The organism is Legionella sp. W05-934-2 (assembly GCF_964199965.1).
Lineage (GTDB): Bacteria > Pseudomonadota > Gammaproteobacteria > Legionellales > Legionellaceae > JAFIFT01.
Genome location: NZ_CAXMZT010000009.1, coordinates 1 through 19573 on the forward strand (window position 1 = coordinate 1; position 19573 = coordinate 19573).

Genomic DNA, 19573 nt, shown 5'->3' on the forward strand with positions numbered 1-19573 from the left:
TCATCATGTAACACAAACTCTTTTTTAGCTCATTTAATGCACAAAATTATCCCGAATTTATTTGTTCAAAAATTGTGTGGATTACTTAGGCCCAGGCCTCTATGTTCCAATACATTTCTATAAACTGTGCATCTTTTTGATTATCACATTGGACAAGATCAGTTTCTCCGGAGATTCTTTTGAAAAAACGAGGCATCGCAGTCATTATTAAGTTAACTTAGGCATCATTTTACCTGAATACTTGTTATTTTTCTATTTGAACTGGTAAATTTATGTTCTCAAGTGTGATCCTGCTATAATGAATTGTTATAGACAACACTATCTTGATTCAAATTTTCAGATGCAACATAATGCTAGCGAATGAAATGGGAGCAAGTCCTAGGATTTCTTGACAAACTCCGATTTTAATTTCATGGCACCAATCCCATCAATTTTACAATCAATGTCATGGTCCCCTTCAACCAAGCGGATATTTTTTACTTTCGTTCCAACCTTAACCACCAAAGAAGTGCCTTTGACCTTTAAATCCTTGATAACAGTAACGCTGTCGCCATCATTTAATACATTCCCATAGGCATCTTGCACAATATTTTCTTGTTCAGCTGTGCCTTGAGCTGTTTCTATATCCCATTCGTAAGAACATTCAGGACAGATGAATAAATTTCCATCCTGGTAGGTATAGTCACAATCGCATTTTGGGCAGCTAGGTAATGTTGTCATGGCATTATCACTTATCATTAAGAATTATGTAGTTGATACTATAACCAAAACAGTTAGATTATAGAACACTTTATTTGTTGTCCTTAATTCATTTAAAATCGAGTATAGTAACTAAAACGACGGGCTGAAAGCCTTAATTAACATCAATCATTAGGTAAGCAAATGAACCGATATCCATTTATCACAGCTATTGCAATGATGCTATTTTCAATGCCGATTTGGGCAGACGATTGTGATCAACTGTGTTGGCAAAAGCGCCTATATGTATTACAAAAGCAACAAATCGTCAAACAGCGAAATCAGGTTAATACCGTAATGAAAGAAAATGAGAGACTAAGAAAGGAAAACGAGCTGTTAAAAAAAGCAAATGAAGCAACAGACAAAGCAGCTACCCGAAAGAATTTGTTAAACGCAATTCATGAACGTTGTGCAAAAGAAGATTTAAATCATGCAACCTTTGAAGAAAAATCATTATGCAGTGTGGTCAATAGCCATTTTGCCTATGGTAGCTCTGTTCCAGACGAAATGCTCGGCCTCAAATAATACAGGATTAACTCTGGCCACAGGCAGTCTAACGAGACAATAACCTACTGTTAACATTAATATTTTTGCAACCAAGCCTAAAACTTTGCTAATCTAGTTGCTAACGTTCATTAACAACAAACCATTGTGACTATTAATAAGCGACCCCTTGGCTGCCCATCAAAACGACAAATCACCCTTTGTTTTGTCACGGTCTTGATTGGCATTGGTTCGGGGTGTATTGGCATGATAATGGCACTTTTACTGAAAGCCGTGCAGCATCTTTCCTATGGATTAAGTCCTTTTGACGTGGTTAGTCATGAATCTTTTTTGCAACTTGTCTATCAAGCCTCGCCCATGCGGCGCATTATGGTGCTTACATTAGCTGGTTTTATTGCGGGATTTGGCTGGTGGGCTGTGCATCGTTATGGGAAAGGGCTAGTGAGTATCGCTAACGCGGTGAAAACAAATACTCGTATGCCACGATGGACCACTATTTTTAACGGGCTGTTACAAATTATCACAATTGGTATGGGCTCTCCACTAGGGCGTGAAAGAGCACCGCGTGAATTTGGTGTGGTTTGTGCGCAATGGATTTCTGCGAAAGCAGGGTTAAGTACGCAAGACACAAAAATCATGGTCGCTTGCGGCGCAGGGGCTGCTTTTGGTGCTATCTATAATGTCCCTTTGGCTGGTGCCCTGTATGTTATGGAAGTCTTAGTTTTCACCATGAACTGGACTGTGCTTCTGCCAGCCTTTGCCAGCTCCGCCATTGCAGTTCTCATCTCCTGGATTGGCTTAGGCAATGTGCTGCAATACCATGTCGCCCATGAACATTTCAGCCAATTGTTATTGCTATGGGCAGGATTAACAGGCCCAATCTTTGGTATAACCGCTTATTGGTTTATTAGACTTGCCAATCAAGCGAGCAATGCAGCACCTACCGGCAGGAAATTGCCCATTTATAGCATGCTTAATTATATCATGATCGGGGCGTTCGCCATTTATTTTCCGGCTTTGTTAGGCAATGGCAAAAGCCCCGTGCAATTAGAGTTTAATGATGCCATTGGGTTAGGTTTAAGTTTTACGCTTTTATTGCTAAGAGTGTTAATCACCTATACCAGTTTGCGCTCAGGGAGTTATGGCGGATTACTGACCCCTTCGTTAGCGAATGGCGCGTTACTTGGTGTGGTGCTTGGAGGATGTTGGGATTTGCTCTGGCCTGGTATTCAATTCAAAAACTTCGCCATCGTCGGTGCAACGGCCTTTTTGGCTGCCGCGCAAAAAATGCCAATTACAGCGATTATCTTGATGTTCGAGCTCATGCCGATGAAGTTGAGTTTTCTCATGCCCATCATGATTGCCGTGATTGGATCGGTATTATGCTTTCAACTTTGCTCAAAGTTATTCGATCTGGATAAATAGGTGGATTAATCAAATCTGACGTAATGAGGCCAATTATTTCACACCCGCCAATCTTTGTCTTGATTTAATCCACCCATGTTGAAGGCTCACAAGATTGTCAGTAGAATCTTTGCGAATCAGGTCGACTTTATTTTGATAAATAAGTAAGAATCATTGGGGTATAAGGAGATGCTAAAAAAAATTTGTCTATTTCTTATCTCTATCAGCATGGCATTGTTCATCTTTTTGGCTTATATCTTCGTCTATTTACCCGGCAGATATCAAATACCAACGGATTCCCTCAGCAATATCCAACTATCCTATCCCAACATTGAGATGCATAAAGACAATCCGATGATTTCTCGAGGGGAGACTTTAGTCAAAATAGGGAATTGTTTATCCTGTCATACCCCTGATTCCGGAGAAGCTTTTGCAGGCGGTAAATGGATAGAAACCCCCTATGGTCGTCTTCCTTCAACCAACATAACGTTTGATCCAGTTACTGGGATAGGAAAATGGCGCTTAGATGACTTTAAACAAGCGATGACCAAAGGAATATCCCCAAAAAATACGCATTATTTTCCGGCATTCCCTTATCCTTATTTTGCGCAACTAAATGAGGATGATCTACAGGCAATTTATGCCTATTTAAGCGTCATACCAAAGGTGTACCGTGAGAATAGCAAACCCGAATTCCCCTATAATTTATGGGGAGCGAGGTGGAGTATGAAGATATGGAACTATTTTGCTTTGCCGCTAACATTTCCAAAAAGCACTTTACCCGGAAAGGTTTATGTTGACGCATTAGGCCATTGTGGTGCCTGTCATACCCCGGCAAACCTTTTGAGCATGCCTAAACAGGATTATTACCTTGGTGGTCAATTCATAGCAGGCTATTATGCGCCCAATTTATCGAAGATAGGACTTCAACATGCCTCAGCCAATCAACTCTATCATTCTTTAAAGGATGGTAAGTTATTATTTGGGGCGGGCAATTATGTAGGTCCCATGGCAGAAGTGTATAGAAATAGTTTAAGCTCCTTGCCTAAAGGCGTACTAAAAGACATCGCAATTTATTTAAAAACTGTTAAATCAAAGCCGCTTCTGGAAGCCAATTTAAGCGGGATAGAATCAAATGATCATTATGCAAAGGGGGCTGCAATCTATCAACAAATATGTGCATTTTGCCATCAAAATGGCAAAATGGGAGCAACGCTATTAGGTAATAAAGCAAGATGGTTATTTCGTCTTAAGTCACAAGGGCTTGAAAACTTATATCAGCGATCCATTGATGGATTTAATCGAATGCCGACACAAGGAGGCTGTGTCAATTGTAGCAACGATGACGTCAAAGACGCCGTGGATTACTTATTATCACGTTCTATCGGCTATAAAAATTGGCAACATTATAAAAGAATCCATACAGAGCAAAAGCAAATGTAGTCATTTGTTGTAGCGCTGACTTTTATCCCAGAGGGACTTGGCTACCAACCTCGAATGGGTATGCCTATGTTTGTATTCTGGTATTTAACTACGAATTGTCATCGCAACGGTTAACCCTTGTAGGACTAAGTCATTGGTATGAGTTCCCGTTCCATCATCAAAGACCTGATATTGATTAAACCAATCTGAAACCTCATAGCCGATTTTGACCGTGGCGTTTTTATATTGGAGTTTAAGCCCAACTAATCCTTGTAATTGCAATGCCCCCATGTTTCGTTTGCCAAGTTGAACAGAACTAATTAGGGGGGAGTTATTTTGGGTCATACTATCCCGGATTGACCATTTCCCCCACATAAATGCAGATGATACTTCACCAGCTAGACTGTATTGTATATTATCGGTTGTATAAAAAATCCATTGTCCATCGATGCCAACTTTCGGACCAGCACCGGAAAAATCATTGGATACTTTTTCTAAAACAATCAGGGTTCCCTGAAAGCGGGTATTAACCTGTTGTTTAATGGCACCTGCTTTGAGACCAATGAGTGGGCGAAAAATAACTTGCTCCCCCAGGTTAATTTGTTTGTACAGATCAAAATCCACCATATGAAAATCAATAACAAAGTTAACCTGCCCTGTTTGATAAATTGACTCAGCAAATTTTCCTGGAAGGAATGCTGAGATAACATTGCCTTGTGTTGAGTCATGTTCATTCACATGATAGTAGGTATACAATAATCGGCCAATCCACGCCTCGTTTTGCATGCCAGCCCCAATTCGAAACCCTGGCGCAAAGTGAAAAGCAATGGTGTTGTAGGAAATGCGTTGGTTTGGCAGGCTTAAATTATTGGTCAACGACCAATCCACTGTTTCAGACGCTTGCCAATAGAGCACATCCGCATAATACTCGATGGCGTGGCTCAAGGATGAAAACAATAAACCAACGACCATTATAATTTGATTAAAATACCGCATGTACCACCTTGTAAAGTCAAATCACCATGAACAGGAAGCGCTTGAAACATCGGCAACCTTAACTGATTACTCCAAAACTGCATTTCATACCCTGCTTTAATAATCACCGTCGCTTTTGCTTGATAAGTATAGGCAAGGCCCAAAAAGTAACGTGCCATGAACGAACCAAGCATGGCGTTTTTGGTATTCGTTCGAATGGTGGTCTGTGGAATAAAGCTCAACAATGGCCCAGGTCCCTTATACACATCTTGAACATCCCAATGTCCCCATAATAACGCTGTTGAAAAATCACTTTGCAGGGTTACATTCTTAAACAGTGAAAAGATAGTATCGATGCCAACACTTGGGCCTATGCCCCAAAAGTTATTTTTTAAGTTTTCTTTGGCAGAATAGAGCTGTATATTTAAAAGAGTTGCTTGCCAGTCTGAGTGGATTGATTGATTGATCGTGCCACCCTTCACCCCAATGAAAGGTCGGACTGTGAGTGTATCGATGGGCTGAAACGCATGCCCCACTTCCGCGTCAAACATGTTCATGATAAGCCGCCAATCCAATTGGGCCGAATTATACAAGTTCGCTGTTGTAAACCCATTAAAAAATTCGGGAACAAAAAATTGGCCTGGAGGGGCGGTAATCGACTCAAGCGCTTTGGTAGAAAAATAAGTCCAATAAAGTTTGGTATCAAAAAACGATTGGGGGGTATAAAGTATGCCGATTCTTCCCCCAGGACTCCAACGAAAATAGGCATTGGGCTCTGTATAAACGGCACCTGGTGGGCGGTTATTTGTTTGCTGATAAGCCCACGGTGATGACGATTGTTGTGAGGTATGCCAATAGAGTAAGTCTTCAAACAAGGTAACTTGCCCGGACGCTGAGCCCATAGCGCTCATGATTGTTAGTAAAACAAAACCAATAAACTGTCCTACTTTCATTCTAAATCGCAACTTAAACATGCAAACTAACATCGAATACACCACCGTGGAAAAACAGAGAATCATTAGTCCGTCCCATATCAAATGAGTAATAGCGCAACTGATTAAACCAGACCTGCCCTTCATAACCAATGCGGATAGTTAGATTGGCATGGTTAAAGGCATTGGCCCATTCTAACCCTAAATAGCCGCGCGCCATGGGTGCTCCGGTTGACATCTTATCGTTTTGGATGGTAATCGAAACGGGGGTGTTGTTTTGATAAACATCGGTGATTGTCCACCTACCCCATAAAAAGGCACCGGAGAAATCACCCCTCAAATTTAAGGCTTGTTTTGGCGCTTGAACAAGATACCAAGTTGATTTCAAACCAACCGAGGGACCAATCCCTTTAAAATTATTCGTTATATTTTCATTGGCATAGGAAAAGGTAGTGATTGGCATTTTAGTGGTATTATTAAAAGGCCTTTGCCAATTGGTCTTCAAGGATTGCCTAATGGCACTTCCTTTGAGTCCGACATAGGGTCTCAAATTGACAAGGTTATCAATGATAATTGAGCGCCCCAGTTCAAGATCAAGCGAATGTAATTGAACCTGCCAATTGATTCCCGCTTGTTTATAGTATGGTCCGGACAGGCCTGCCCCATTTAAATTTTGAGCAAAAAAGTTACCAAGATACGCTGAGTGCACTTCACCATTATTGGTAGCAACGTGATTTTTTCCTCGGGTTTGGTAGCCGGTATAATACACGAGGATATTGCAAGGTCGCTCCTCGTTGTGCAGTCCAAAACCAACTCGAAGACCTGGGCTAAAGGCAAATGGAATGCTTAAAAATTGATTTTGTTGATATGTCCCTACGGGCCCAAGCAGTTGACCCCAATTATCATCACTGACTTCTCGGACCTGCCACATTAATAATTCTGCAAAAAACGAGGGTATTTGATGTGAATGTTGTATCGCAAAAATTTGACTACTAACGATCAGCAGCAAGCACAAAAATCCCTTTTTCAAAAAACCTCTCCAATAACAGTCATTCTTGTGAACGAGTTGCGCTCAAGACAAGAAATCATTAATTAACAGGACTTACGAAAATGAAACGGAGAAATCTACCCCACAAATCTTGGTTTGTCCATAAAATTATTTAATTTTATTAACTTGCAATACGAAACAGGATATATTCTAGTCTACAATGAAATAGTCACACCGTTCGTTTTAAGACACGATTGCAATAAGCTCTGGGAGAAAAGCGATGCAAACAAAAATGCTTATCAATGGAAAGTTAGAAGAAGGTCAAGGCGAATTACTATCCGTCTATAATCCCGCAACCGGTGACGTACTGGTGAAAATAGCTGAAGCAAGTCTTGAACAAGTGCGCAGTGCTGTACAAAGTGCAGACAAAGCGTTCGCGTCATGGCGCAAGCAAACTCCCAAAGATCGCGCTACGATTTTACTTAAAATTGCCGATTTGATTGAACAACACGGTGAACAATTAGCTCGACTGGAATCTGAAAACTGCGGAAAACCCTACCTAGCGGCACTCAATGATGAAATCCCTGCAATTGCGGATGTATTTCGATTTTTTGCTGGCGCAGCGCGTTGCTTAACCGGCTCAGCTGTGACGGACTATTTACCTGGCCACACCTCGATGATTCGCCGTGATCCAATCGGTGTGATTGCATCCATCACCCCCTGGAATTATCCCTTAATGATGGCTGCCTGGAAAATGGCACCGGCCTTAGCAGCCGGAAATTGCATGGTTCTTAAACCTTCTGAAATCACACCACTCACCTCATTGCGCTTTTTTGAACTCATTGCGGATCTCGTTCCAGCTGGGGTGGTTAATATCGTTTTTGGTCGCGGAGGGCTGGTCGGAGAAAGCCTGGTCAGCGCCCCCGAAGTACGAATGATTTCTTTGACGGGCTCTATTGCGACTGGTCAAAAAATGTTAGAAGTGGCATCGAAAACATTGAAGCGGACTCATCTTGAATTAGGCGGCAAAGCCCCCGTCATCATCTTTGACGATGCGGACATTCAAAGCGCTATTGAAGGCATTCGAACGTTTGGCTATTACAATGCGGGACAAGATTGTACCGCAGCTTGCCGGATTTACGTGCAGGACAAAGTGTATGAACGGTTTGTGGCGGATTTAACATCCACGGTGTCAAAAATCAAACTAGGCACCCAAAATGAATCGGGCGTTGAAATGGGCCCGTTGGTGAGTGAAGTGCAACAGCAGCGGGTGGCGGGCTTTATTGAACGATGCCGGCTTGAAAAGCACTTGGAAATCACCACCGGTGGTGCAACCATTGAAAACGGCGGGTATTTCTACCAACCAACCGTCATCGCTGGCGCCCAACAAAGCGATGAAATAGTTCAAAAAGAGGTTTTTGGCCCAGTCGTTTCAGTGTCGCGTTTTCGCGATGTCGAACAAGCCATTCAACTCGCTAATGACAGCGACTATGGATTGGCTTCATCGGTGTGGACGAAAGACGCGAGCAAAGCCATGCAAGTGAGTGCTGAATTACAATACGGTTGCACATGGATTAATTCCCATTTCATGTTATGCAGTGAAATGCCGCATGGTGGTTTGAAAAAATCGGGTTATGGGAAAGATATGTCCATGTATGGATTAGAAGATTATACAGCTATTCGGCATATCATGATTAAACATGGATAACTCAAATGGTCTTTTCAATTTCCTTGAGAGTATCCTCTAATCGGTCAAGCACGGCATCGAGTTGCTCGAGCGTGATGATAAGCGGTGGTTCAATGCGTATTGTTTGTGAGTTTGAAAGCGTACCTGCGACCAATACACCTCGCTTAAATAGCCCAGCAGCAACCTTAAATCCAATCTCTTTACTCACAAAGTGTTGACCGATTAATAACCCCTTACCCGTGATCGTTTGATAGATTTGTGGGTACTGCTGTGCGAGATCTTCCAATTTGGGGATAAAATATTCGCCTTTTGCAGCGGCTTGCTCCCACAGCTTATCGCGTAAAGTGATGTTAATCGCTGCAATTGCTGCACAACAAGCAAGCGCTCCACCGCCTGTGGTGGTGGTATGGATAAATGGATTAGGGTACATCATACATTGCCAGATTTCTTCAGTTGAGGAAAATGCACTAACAGGCATGATGCCGCCCCCCATCGATTTACCTAATACCATAATATCAGGCGTTACATCCCAATTATCGACACCCCAAAGTTGTCCTGTTCGCCCAAACCCTGTTTGCACCTCATCGGCAATTAATAATACATTGTGCTGTTTAGTAAGCTCTCGTATTTTGGGCCAATAATCATCGGGAGGGACAATAACACCCGCCTCCCCTTGAATGGGTTCCATCAAAACAGCAGCAATATCAATCCCAACTTTTTTTGCAATTTCCAATTGATTTTCTAATGCCTTTGCATCACCAAATGGCACATGATATACCGGGCCCCCGTATAACGTTCCAACCGGTTCACGAAAAGCAGGTTTTCCCATCATGCTAAGTGAACCCATCGTCTTTCCATGGAATCCATTTACTGCGACGATAAATCCGTTTTTCTGGGTGTGCATTTTCGCGAGTTTGATAGCTCCTTCAACGGCTTCCGTACCACTGGCTGCAAAAAAACTGTATTTAATATCGCCTGGCATTATCATGGCTAATAACCGAGCTAACGCACCTCGTAAGGGATCGATTAATTCCTGACTGGGCATGGTTGCTCTTTTTAACTGAGCGGTCACATGGTCGATGACTTCCGGATGCATCCAACCGAGATCCATCATGCCATAAGCGCCTAAGCAATCGATAAATTCTCGTCCTAGAATATCCTTTAAGAGTGCACCCGAACCAGTCCATTCAATGGCCGCCCAATCCCCTGCTTCTAAGATTGATTTTCGACATTCGAGCCAACCTCGATTAAAATGCTCTGTGAAGTTATAGATAGATTCTGTAATAATTGATTTTGCTTCGTCTTCATTAACATCGGGTTTATGAATGATATCAATCCATTGTTGAGCGAATTCTAGTGCATCTTTATGAGATTTACCCATGATATCCCTTACCCCAATTCATGTCTTTTTGAAGGCTTCCGATAGCAAAATAATGTTGTCCATGCGCTGCAAATCGATTCTAATCTATTAAAAATCGTTAACAAGGCACAACGACCGCTCTGGTTCTCTTCTTAAGACATGGCCATTTAAGCCATTGATTTTTAGTTCTTTGTATAGTTTAAATATAGCACATAGATTGCAGGCGATCCTGCTAGTCAGGCTGTTTTCTTTCTATGGATATACCCGTACAATCCATCAGACATATTGACCCGCAGCCCATCCGGAAGACCATGCCCACTGGAAATTATAGCCGCCAAGCCATCCGGTCACATCCACCACCTCACCAATAAAATAAAGATTGGGAATGGTATGTGCGGCAAATGTTTTCGAGGATAGCGCATCGCAATCAACCCCACCTAAGGTAACTTCTGCCGTTCGATACCCTTCTGTGCCATTCGGTTTGATTATCCATTGTGAGAGATGGGCTATGATAGTTTGCCAGTCCGTTGGGGTGAGTTGCTTAATGGCTTTTTCGAGTAGATGAACTGGCAATAATGTCAGAACAACGCGTTTCGGAAAATAGTCGCAAAACGCATTCTTGACGGCTACTTCCCGGTGATAGGTACAAAGTTTATCCATTTCCATCGACCAGTCTATATCCGGCAATAACGTGATAGTTAAATTATCGCCGGGTTGCCAATAGGAAGATATTTGCAACATGGCAGGGCCACTCAAGCCTCTATGCGTAAATAACATTTGTTCCCGAAAAGACTGGCCACGGCAGCTGACAATACAATCGAGTGAAATACCTGCCAGATCCGCAAAAATTTCCTTGTCATGGGGTTGTAAGGTGAAAGGGACTAATCCCGCGCGAGTCGGATGGACAGGAATCCCAAATTGCTCAGCCACTTGATAGCCGAATGGACTTGAGCCCATCGTGGGTATGGATAACCCACCCGTGGCAATGACACAGCTTGTGGCTTGTATCATCTGATTTGATGTGGATAGGGTGAAGCCATCCGAAGTTTGGGTAATTTTTTTGATCGTTTGTTGCAATTGAATGGTGACGTTTGCTCGCTCACATTCATTCAAAAGCATATTGACGATATCAGACGCTTTATTTTGACAAAACAGTTGGCCCAGCGTCTTTTCATAATAGGCAATATGATGACGTTCAACCAAGTGAATGAAATCCCATTGGGTATAGCGATTCAATGCCGATTTGCAAAAGTGGGGATTGCGAGAGATGTACTTATCCGGGTCAATATCATAGTTGGTAAAATTGCAGCGACCACCGCCAGACATCAAAATTTTCTTACCCACTTTATTGGATTGATCCAGCACCAACACCCGGCGACCTCGCTTTCCAGCCTCAATGGCACACATCAGGCCGGCTGCTCCAGCGCCTATGATCACCACATCAAATTTATCCAATCGCAACTCTTAGACAAATAAATGAACATTTTAACATGTTTTGTGATGGGACGTCATCCATACCTTTGTGCCGGTAATAGGCCCATACAAACCTGAACGTGTTACCTCAGCATAAAAATAGGAAGCAAACGCTAAGATGGAAATGAATAATCCTGCAGGGATTAGTTTGATTTTTTTTCGTCTGATAGCTTTCATCATCATGATAATTTATCCAAGCTAAACTTTCATTTCTTTAATTTCTTGAATTTTCAGTAAGTTATGCGAGTTAAACAACGGTGATTTATTTAAAGTAAATGGATACCAATATGCGATCAGATATTTTATTATCCGATATAAAATGGGAATATCATAAACACTAAGGAGCATCCCTCTATCGTTGATGCCGCCATAATGGTTGTTATCGAAATAGCGTTATCGAATGGACATTGACCTTTTAAATTTAACTAATGACATTTTTCAATCGAAGGCTTAGCTTTAATAACCCTATGAAAGACTGAATATGCTATATTTACAATAGTCCCTCCCAGAGTTTACCGATGATTGACTGGCATAAGATTTATTTATTTTTAATTGAAAATTTCAATCAGTTACCGTTCTTCTCAACGGGTGAGCGCTTATTTTGGGGTTATGTATTAGGCTATACGATTATTTCATACGGGATGTATATAAAATTACCGCCACATCTTAAACCAAAGCGTTTTTTCAATTATTTATTTCCGTCACAGATATATTTGCATCCGTCCGCAAAAGTTGATTATGTTTATTTTATTTGGATATCCCTTTTTAGCATGGCGATGCTCCCTTTTCTAGCACTTCAAGGAGAGGTCATTTATCGAGCGAGCTTGAGCATTTTAAATAACAACTTGGGTCCTTTATCCAAGCCTTTGTCCGTGACATTAGCATCAAAAATACTACTCAATCTATCGTTTGTTTTGGTTGCTGATTTTATTATTTTTATTACCCATTATATGCAACATAAAAGCACCATCCTTTGGCAATTTCACAAGGTACATCATAGCGCCGAGGTGCTAACGCCGATCACAACACAACGAATGCACCCCATCGATATTTTACTGACCTTTGGCCTATCAGTGGTTCTTATCAGTGGATTTGCAGCAATCTATAGCTATTTATTTGTTGAGCAGTTAAGCCTAGTTACTATCGCTGGCATGAATGCATTTTTCTTTCTTTTCTATATGACGATTTTTCATTTTAGGCATTCTCATATTTGGCTTCATTTCCCTCGTTGGCTATGCTACGTATTTATCAGCCCAGCACAGCATCAAATCCATCATAGCAGCTTAGAAAAGCATTTAAATTGTAATTACGGCTTTATTTTTTCCTGTTGGGACTATCTGTTTGGTAGCCTATACATACCCGATAAAAAAGAATATTTTCCGATGGGGTTGCATAATGACCCGGCGCAAAAAGAAATGTGTTCAACTGGGAAATTATTTTGGCTGCCTTTTACACACGCATTAAACCTCATGAAAAAGGATAAATCTAACAAGGCACACACGCACAATAAATCCTGTGATCACTTCCCTATAAAAAAATAATATTGAATTGCAAAAATCAATTTCACCGCTGACCCCTCCTCCATTTTTCGTTTTTTTCAACATAAATTGGTGTCGATAATTGCACCTAGTGAACCTAATCGTAGTTCACTGGATGCTTAATTTTTAGGGATGAGGCTGTACCTAGATACTGAGAATTTATTTATCTATTGGCGGCAACTACATACGGGTAATCCAACCCATGACGCGTGCAATCATCCACCGTTTTATACCTTATTTATCATAACCGGTTACCGCTCTGCGAAAAGTTGGTGATAAGCCCCCTAATTTTAATTTATTCAATGCTCTAGATAAACCAGTAAACTTTCGGATTATAAAGATAAAGTTGATTTTTTTAGAATGAGCTAACTATGGTTTAATTATCAAATGGACTTGCATGGTTAAATTATTATGAAATATCGATTTAGTTTTCTTGCTTTAATTTTGTTACTTACTGGTAGCGTTCAAGCTGCATCAACAAATATACAATCCACATCAAAAAACTTAATGGATACCCATTGGTAAGCAACCATAGAAACTGGTGGTTTTAAAATAGCTCATGATGTAATATATTGATTTAAATAGGATTTATACTTTATGAAACACATTTTTAAAACCTTTCTCCTATGGTGTCTTGGAGGCTTAATAACAACTGGTCAAGCAGGTACTGCCGGATCAGTTGCCAGCTCCCCCACTGCATTTTATGTTAGTGCAGGGATAGGCGGTTCGTTTTCAAATACTCATGATAGCTTTACGTCCAATTCCAATTCGGTTTTATACACACCCACAGCCGTTGGAACAAGCTTATTTACCTTGCCTAACATCAACATCAATAACACATTTAAATCTGGATTTGATTTGAATGCAGCTATTGGTGGTTATATTAATCCTCATTGGCGTGCAGATTTAGAGTTTTTATACCAAAATATTCGTCGTGATAGCTATGGTACCTACGATTGGTTGGAGCAAAGAGCCGACACATTAGCCATATATGCGCAGCAAGCTAATAATCGTATTAGTAAAGCTTCTAACCGAGCCCATATTTATTCATTTTTAACGAATTTGGCATATGATTTTACCCCCATACAAAAATGGCAACCATTAATAAGTGCCGGAGTCGGGGTAGCTTGGCTAAAAGCTGGTAGTTTACAAACAAATGACATATTAAGCATTGATGATCCCAATACTCCATTGATTGAAACCGCTCCTGCTATTCAAAATAGCCCATCTTTATATGGTACTGCATTTGCGTATCAATTTAAGGCTGGGATGGCGTATCAAGTAAGTGATAGTACTATGGCCATCCTTCAATACCGTCTATACGGAACCTCTCAATTCAAAGCAAACCCTACTACTATTATCACAAATCCAGGAACTGTGGGACAAACTTTGTTTTATACAAGCTCTAATGATATTAAAGGCTTGTTAATTAATTCTATTGAATTAAATATGCGCTTTAACGTTTAATGCAAGCATAGCCAACATTAGCTCGCGAGGGCGAGTCTAATGCGGATAAGAGTTTCATATTGCTTTTGGCCTCTTGTATCATTTTATTTACGTTGCCGTTTAAAGAAATAAAGTTTCCTATGGCCTTACTATGGCGAGATTGTATTAACACGGGCAACAGAGCCGTTTTTTGGGTATGGAGTCTTGCGCTAGTGCTGTTGAATGGCGCAACAAGATACCGGCTATGGGCAAGTGATGGATTTCAAGCACTTACCTTCCATTCCTTGTATTTCTTTGGAAAGTACTTGCGCTTAGTTCATAGGCATATCCAAGGGTATACTGTGATTTTGCATCATTTGTCTTGGATAGCGCCTCAAGAATATACATCGCTTTTGAAAAGCTCTGATGATGGCCTACCCCAAGCAAGTAGCCTAATCCTTCGCGATAACCAATTGGTTGTGAGGATTGAACAAATCTTTTTCTAGCCATTGATGCCATACTTAAAGCTTGCTTGAACTCGTCTAGCGCATGATTAAAACAAAGACGAAGCGATCTATCAAAATAATCGAGTGCATCTTGGGGCATATCTTTTTTTAAGGCTTTGTAAGCTTCATAGTACAGCCTACCTAACATGCAATTATTTTGACCATACAAGCGGCTTTCTTGGAGAGTTAAATCGTTTATTTTTTTTCCCTTCAGGCAATAAGGTCGATTGTTTGTCAATTAGTTTAGATATCGCTGTTTTAAATTGTTCGACATTCATGGATTTCATTTTTAGAATAAAAACTGGTTATTGGTCAGGACTTACGAACTTGGTACCACACATCAGGATATAATTTCATTTCAAAAACCCCTCTCCCGCCCTTTGGGCACCCTCTCCCCGTTTCCGGGGCGAGGGGAACAATGTGGAAAGTTATATAGAAGTCCTGTGGTTATGATAGTGGACGAAAAATATCATGAATTATTGGATAAAGATATTTTAAAAAAGATAACCCTTAGTTAATTAACAGCAAACTGTCTAACGTAGCGCTATGGATAGCTTGATAGATATGGCCCCAGGGTGCTTTGTACCGGACAAAAAACAAAGAACTAATACGAGCCCGTGAGCGTGCCCGATTTTGAAGAATTAAAAGATAAACTTTGATCTTGAAGCAGAGCACCGGAAAAAGTGATTTCTGCCCATTAAAAACCGGGCACGGGCACGTCTTAGATATGAGTTTTTGTCCGGTACAAAGCCCAGGGTGTCAAGCTGATAAAATTTGTATGACTCTCATGCAAAATGCGGCTACACTATCTCAGGCCCAATCAAAAGTTTGATGATGAAAAATAAGTTAGTTTACCTAGTCACCTTATTTCTAGTGACATCGCTCCATGCGACAAACCTACCGATAGACAAGCTACATCTACCGCAAGGGTTGAATGTGACGGTCTATGCACTTGTGCCGAATGCCAGACAAATGGCGCTGGGAGACAATGGTGTTGTTTATGTTGGTAGTACCGGAGATAAAGTATCTGCATTAATCCCCTCACAAGAGTTAACCCATGCTATCGAAGTCAATGTGATTGCAAAAGAACTCAATTTTCCCAATGGGGTCGCTTTTCATCAAGGTTCTCTCTATATTGCAGAAATCCAGCGAATTGTTAGATTAACGCCTAAGTCAAATCAGGGTGACGCTCATTTACAATTAGTCACGGATGACTTACCAGACAAAACATGGCATGGATTGCGAGTGATTCATTTCGGATCTGATAATTATTTATATGTTGGCGTTGGTGTTCCCTGCAATTCGTGCCTCTCTGATAATAAGCAGTTTGGAACCATATTAAGACGTCAGTTAGAGGATGATCACTGGCAAGTTTATGCGGATGGTATTCGCAATACAGTTGGTTTCGATTGGGAACCGAAAACCGGCAAATTATGGTTTAGTGATAATGGCCAAGATTGGATGGGTGATGAACTGCCGCCCGATGAAATTAACCATGCGCCGCAACTAGGTATGAATTTTGGCTTCCCTTATGTGTATGGAGATAATATCCCAACGCCGCAGCAATATCCCATCCCCAAAAATCTCGTTATGACCAAACCAGCTTGGTTATTACCGGCCCATGTTGCCCCTTTGGGTATCCATTTCTATCGAGGCAAGCAATTAGCAAAACAATTTCAGGGCAAGCTACTGGTGTGCGAGCATGGTTCCTGGAATCGCAGTAAAAAAATTGGCTATCGCGTAACTAGCTTAACCATCCAGAATGGCAAAGCGACAAATTATCAAGTGGAAATCGACGGTTGGATAGATGAAAGGGGTAAAGTATGGGGAAGACCCGTAGATATCCTTGAGATGCCGGATGGGGCCTTGTTGATATCCGACGATCATGCGGGCGCTATTTATCGTATTGCTAGTAGTTAAAAAAGTATCCTTCGACATAGGCAACATAAGGAGAGGTTAAGATGTTAAGAACGCGCTTACTTGCTGGTGGGCTGTTATTTTCTGCTTTGGCTATCGCTGGCGGTTATTGGATTGTTCATAACCATTCAACCGAAACCTTCATGAACATTGCCAGCGATTACCAAGCAGCTTTACTGAATGCATGGCCTGAAACTGGATTATTCGAAGGTAAGACGGACGTTTCACTCGATCGCTTTGCTGATTATTCCGAGACGGGTTATCAGAAGTGGCGAGAACTGGAAAACCATTTTCTCGCACGCCTTAATCGCATCGATCCGAAGACGCTTGAAGGAACACCACAATGGATTACCTATCAACAGTTAAAGGCCTCCTTAGAAAATAGTATCGATACTCGCGTTTGTAAGCGAGAACTTTGGGAGGTCAGCCCAATCGCTGGTTGGCATAACATGATGGTAGAGCTTGCTGAAATACAACCGGTTGATACCCTAAAGCATCGACAACAAGCGCTCAAACGCTGGTCACAGTTTGATGAGTTATCAGCCCAACAACTTGCAAATCTTAAACAAGGATTGGAGCAAGGGTATACAGCACCGAAACCCGCCGTGCAACGCGTGATAGCACAATTGAAATTAATGACAGAAGGAAATGCAACCAATTCACCGTTTGCAACGATGGCAAAACGTGCGAACGATCCCCAGTTCGAAAGCAAGATGTTGTATTTGATTAAGAACAAGATCAATCCAGAACTGCAAAAGCATATCACCTTTCTAGAACAAGAATATCTTCCTAATGCACGTGAATCGATTGGTGTTTCTGCATTGCCAAATGGCCAAGCTTGTTACCGTGCCAGGATAAAACAAGAAACAACCCTTGCGATGTCGCCACAAAAAATTCACCAAATCGGTTTGGTGCATATGAAAAAGCTGGCACAGGAAGTTGCCAAAATAGGGGCTGCTCGATATAACGTAGAAGACATGTCTATCGTTTTTTCGCGCGCCAAGAAGGACACCATCGGTGAGTTCGCAGATGAACAAAGCATATTAGCTTATACCAATCATGCCTTAGAAAAAGTGAAGGCGGCAGCCCCAAAGTGGTTTGATAAGATGCCCAAGAGTCGTGGAGAAGTGCATCCTTATCCACTGCACCGTGCAAAAACAGGCGCTCCTGGCGAATATAGTCCGCCAAGCGAAGATGGCTTGAAACCAGGAATCTATTATATGAATACCTATCAGCCGGTCAAACACAGTCGCATTGATGATGAGGCAACGTTATACCACGAATTGATTCCAGGGCATCATTTCCAAATCGCGCTACAAGCCGAAGATAAGACTCAGCTCGAATTGAACAAATTCCTAAGAAATTCAGGGTATTGTGAAGGATGGGGACTTTATGCCGAACGCTTGGCTGATGAAATGGGCTTGTATGAGGATGATATTTCACGCTTGGGCATGTTATCAAATGAAGCGATGCGTGCGTCGCGATTAGTTGTTGATACGGGGATTCACGCATTTGGATGGACACGGCAGCAGGCAGTCGATTATATGAAAGCACATACGGCAGTTGACGATGACATCATCGAAGGGGAAGTAGACCGTTACATCATGCTGCCCGGGCAAGCCAATGCTTATATGCTTGGCAAACGCGCAATCGAATCGTTGCGGGCCGAGGCGCAAAAGCAGTTGGGTGCGGACTTCGATATTCGCGAATTCCACAATCAAGTGCTAAAGCATGGCGCCGTGACACTGCCCATGTTAGCAGCACAAATACATCACTGGTTGGATGATAAAAAACAAAAGCAGAAAACCTAATGCTATTTGGATAAAACAGGAAAACGCCTTGGATTTAAAGCGATAGGCGCCGCATGAGAGTTGATAATGCAATCAGTGCCTTTGAAGCACTTGACGTTAATCCGAAAGAACATCAAGGAAAACACTCCGTCAAGACACATAAATTTCGTGAAGGGAATATGTTATTTTTCCCACTAAATACTGATACTACAAAAGCAACTGCTGATGGCCAAAAAACACCGCGTGCGCCTTCCACGCCCTGAGGCCAGGTCTTGGCTAAATAATGCCCCGGATAATTCTATGATAATAGGATTATCCATCCGTATGCTTCCTTTTTCACCCGACTGCTAGTAGTCGGGTCTGACGTTTAATGAGGCTATTTACTTGCATAAAATACGGCTGCTTTGCCCATCTCACAGCTAAATTTCATGTCAGAATCTATCTTCTCATAGTTATTAGGGTAGATGGTTTGCGCTGTAATATGTAGCACGTTATCATCGCCAAGATTATAAACGAGATACTCATAAATTGACTGACCAGGATGCTTGGGGTTATTGCGAGTAAAATGCGTGGTTGAAAATTTAAGAGTCGAACGCACTTTCATAGCAGGGTTCACATCCACAGTAAATAAGATATCAGTTAGCAGCGTTGTGGGCCCTTCGCATTGATCTAATTTGACTTGTAATTTAAGTGCCTCTCCCGCTTCAAAATGATGGATCACTTCCTGATAATTGCTAAGCGCTGTCGCTGAGTGCACACAAAAACTAGACATTAATAACACAGGCATCAAAAACTTCTTCATTCACCAGACTCCTTGTTGTTTTGGAATCAAGAGCCTAACAAAATGTTTGGTGATTTTCAAAAATATCTTTTTCCTAAAAGCTCCGCCATGCGGTATGTTACGCATGCTTTCC

The 19573-nt window shown here is 41.6% G+C and carries 18 protein-coding genes; 9 read left to right on the top strand and 9 right to left on the bottom strand.

Annotated elements, in window-relative coordinates:
- Nucleotides 1-378 precede the first annotated feature (378 nt).
- A complete protein-coding gene (locus AB3348_RS10775; RefSeq protein ID WP_367607627.1) occupies nucleotides 379-720 on the bottom strand; it encodes a zinc ribbon domain-containing protein YjdM in 342 nt (113 codons plus the stop codon).
- Between the two features lie 162 nt (nucleotides 721-882).
- On the opposite strand from AB3348_RS10775, the gene AB3348_RS10780 reads away from it, so the two are divergent.
- The 3 genes from AB3348_RS10780 to AB3348_RS10790 all read left to right on the top strand — a co-directional run bounded on the left by AB3348_RS10780 (nucleotide 883) and on the right by AB3348_RS10790 (nucleotide 4089).
- Nucleotides 883-1263: a hypothetical protein gene (locus AB3348_RS10780; RefSeq protein ID WP_367607628.1), complete on the top strand. Its 381-nt coding sequence runs from the start codon at nucleotides 883-885 to the stop codon at nucleotides 1261-1263.
- A gap of 126 nt (nucleotides 1264-1389) precedes the next feature.
- Nucleotides 1390-2667: a chloride channel protein gene (locus tag AB3348_RS10785; protein WP_367607629.1), complete on the top strand. Its 1278-nt coding sequence runs from the start codon at nucleotides 1390-1392 to the stop codon at nucleotides 2665-2667.
- 168 nt (nucleotides 2668-2835) lie between these two features.
- On the top strand, nucleotides 2836-4089 hold the full coding sequence (locus AB3348_RS10790; protein ID WP_367607630.1) for a c-type cytochrome: 1254 nt from the start codon (nucleotides 2836-2838) through the stop codon (nucleotides 4087-4089).
- Nucleotides 4090-4173: 84 nt separating this feature from the next.
- Here the strand turns inward: AB3348_RS10790 and AB3348_RS10795 are convergent, their stop codons facing one another.
- From AB3348_RS10795 to AB3348_RS10805, 3 genes are read right to left on the bottom strand one after another with little or no spacing between them, the layout of a single operon-like run.
- Nucleotides 4174-5064, bottom strand: a complete 891-nt coding sequence (locus AB3348_RS10795; RefSeq protein WP_367607631.1) for an Lpg1974 family pore-forming outer membrane protein — start codon at nucleotides 5062-5064, stop codon at nucleotides 4174-4176.
- Entirely contained in the window at nucleotides 5040-6017 is a 978-nt protein-coding gene (locus AB3348_RS10800; RefSeq protein ID WP_367607632.1) for an Lpg1974 family pore-forming outer membrane protein, read from the bottom strand. The genes AB3348_RS10795 and AB3348_RS10800 overlap by 25 nt, the downstream gene beginning before the upstream one ends.
- Nucleotides 6010-7005: an Lpg1974 family pore-forming outer membrane protein gene (locus AB3348_RS10805; protein WP_367607633.1), complete on the bottom strand. Its 996-nt coding sequence runs from the start codon at nucleotides 7003-7005 to the stop codon at nucleotides 6010-6012. The genes AB3348_RS10800 and AB3348_RS10805 overlap by 8 nt, the downstream gene beginning before the upstream one ends.
- 238 nt (nucleotides 7006-7243) lie before the next feature.
- Between AB3348_RS10805 and AB3348_RS10810 the strand changes: the two genes are divergently transcribed.
- Nucleotides 7244-8671, top strand: coding sequence for a gamma-aminobutyraldehyde dehydrogenase (locus tag AB3348_RS10810; protein WP_367607634.1), 1428 nt, complete (start codon nucleotides 7244-7246; stop codon nucleotides 8669-8671).
- A 1-nt stretch (nucleotide 8672) separates the two neighbouring features.
- Here the strand turns inward: AB3348_RS10810 and AB3348_RS10815 are convergent, their stop codons facing one another.
- Nucleotides 8673-10031, bottom strand: a complete 1359-nt coding sequence (locus AB3348_RS10815) for an aminotransferase class III-fold pyridoxal phosphate-dependent enzyme (protein WP_367607635.1) — start codon at nucleotides 10029-10031, stop codon at nucleotides 8673-8675.
- 255 nt (nucleotides 10032-10286) lie between these two features.
- The gene (locus AB3348_RS10820; protein ID WP_367607636.1) at nucleotides 10287-11465 is read right to left on the bottom strand and encodes an NAD(P)/FAD-dependent oxidoreductase; all 1179 of its coding nucleotides are present in this window, start codon (nucleotides 11463-11465) and stop codon (nucleotides 10287-10289) included.
- 536 nt (nucleotides 11466-12001) lie between these two features.
- On the opposite strand from AB3348_RS10820, the gene AB3348_RS10825 reads away from it, so the two are divergent.
- Together AB3348_RS10825 and AB3348_RS10830 are read left to right on the top strand one after the other, a co-directional pair.
- The gene (locus AB3348_RS10825; protein ID WP_367607637.1) at nucleotides 12002-13024 is read left to right on the top strand and encodes a sterol desaturase family protein; all 1023 of its coding nucleotides are present in this window, start codon (nucleotides 12002-12004) and stop codon (nucleotides 13022-13024) included.
- Between the two features lie 594 nt (nucleotides 13025-13618).
- On the top strand, nucleotides 13619-14488 hold the full coding sequence (locus AB3348_RS10830) for an outer membrane protein (protein WP_367607638.1): 870 nt from the start codon (nucleotides 13619-13621) through the stop codon (nucleotides 14486-14488).
- 249 nt (nucleotides 14489-14737) lie between these two features.
- Here the strand turns inward: AB3348_RS10830 and AB3348_RS10835 are convergent, their stop codons facing one another.
- Nucleotides 14738-15100 (bottom strand): hypothetical protein, encoded by a 363-nt coding sequence (locus tag AB3348_RS10835; protein WP_367607639.1) that lies wholly within the window; start codon nucleotides 15098-15100, stop codon nucleotides 14738-14740.
- A 4-nt stretch (nucleotides 15101-15104) separates the two neighbouring features.
- Entirely contained in the window at nucleotides 15105-15230 is a 126-nt protein-coding gene (locus AB3348_RS10840) for a hypothetical protein (protein ID WP_367607640.1), read from the bottom strand.
- A gap of 553 nt (nucleotides 15231-15783) precedes the next feature.
- Here AB3348_RS10840 and AB3348_RS10845 point away from each other — a divergent pair.
- From AB3348_RS10845 to AB3348_RS10855, 3 genes are read left to right on the top strand one after another with little or no spacing between them, the layout of a single operon-like run.
- The gene (locus AB3348_RS10845; RefSeq protein WP_367607641.1) at nucleotides 15784-16872 is read left to right on the top strand and encodes a sorbosone dehydrogenase family protein; all 1089 of its coding nucleotides are present in this window, start codon (nucleotides 15784-15786) and stop codon (nucleotides 16870-16872) included.
- A 41-nt stretch (nucleotides 16873-16913) separates the two neighbouring features.
- Nucleotides 16914-18680, top strand: a complete 1767-nt coding sequence (locus AB3348_RS10850) for a DUF885 family protein (RefSeq protein WP_367607642.1) — start codon at nucleotides 16914-16916, stop codon at nucleotides 18678-18680.
- A gap of 53 nt (nucleotides 18681-18733) precedes the next feature.
- Nucleotides 18734-18922, top strand: a complete 189-nt coding sequence (locus tag AB3348_RS10855) for a hypothetical protein (protein ID WP_367607643.1) — start codon at nucleotides 18734-18736, stop codon at nucleotides 18920-18922.
- A 113-nt stretch (nucleotides 18923-19035) separates the two neighbouring features.
- Here the strand turns inward: AB3348_RS10855 and AB3348_RS10860 are convergent, their stop codons facing one another.
- Nucleotides 19036-19461, bottom strand: coding sequence for a VirK family protein (locus AB3348_RS10860; RefSeq protein ID WP_367607644.1), 426 nt, complete (start codon nucleotides 19459-19461; stop codon nucleotides 19036-19038).
- Nucleotides 19462-19573 lie beyond the last annotated feature (112 nt).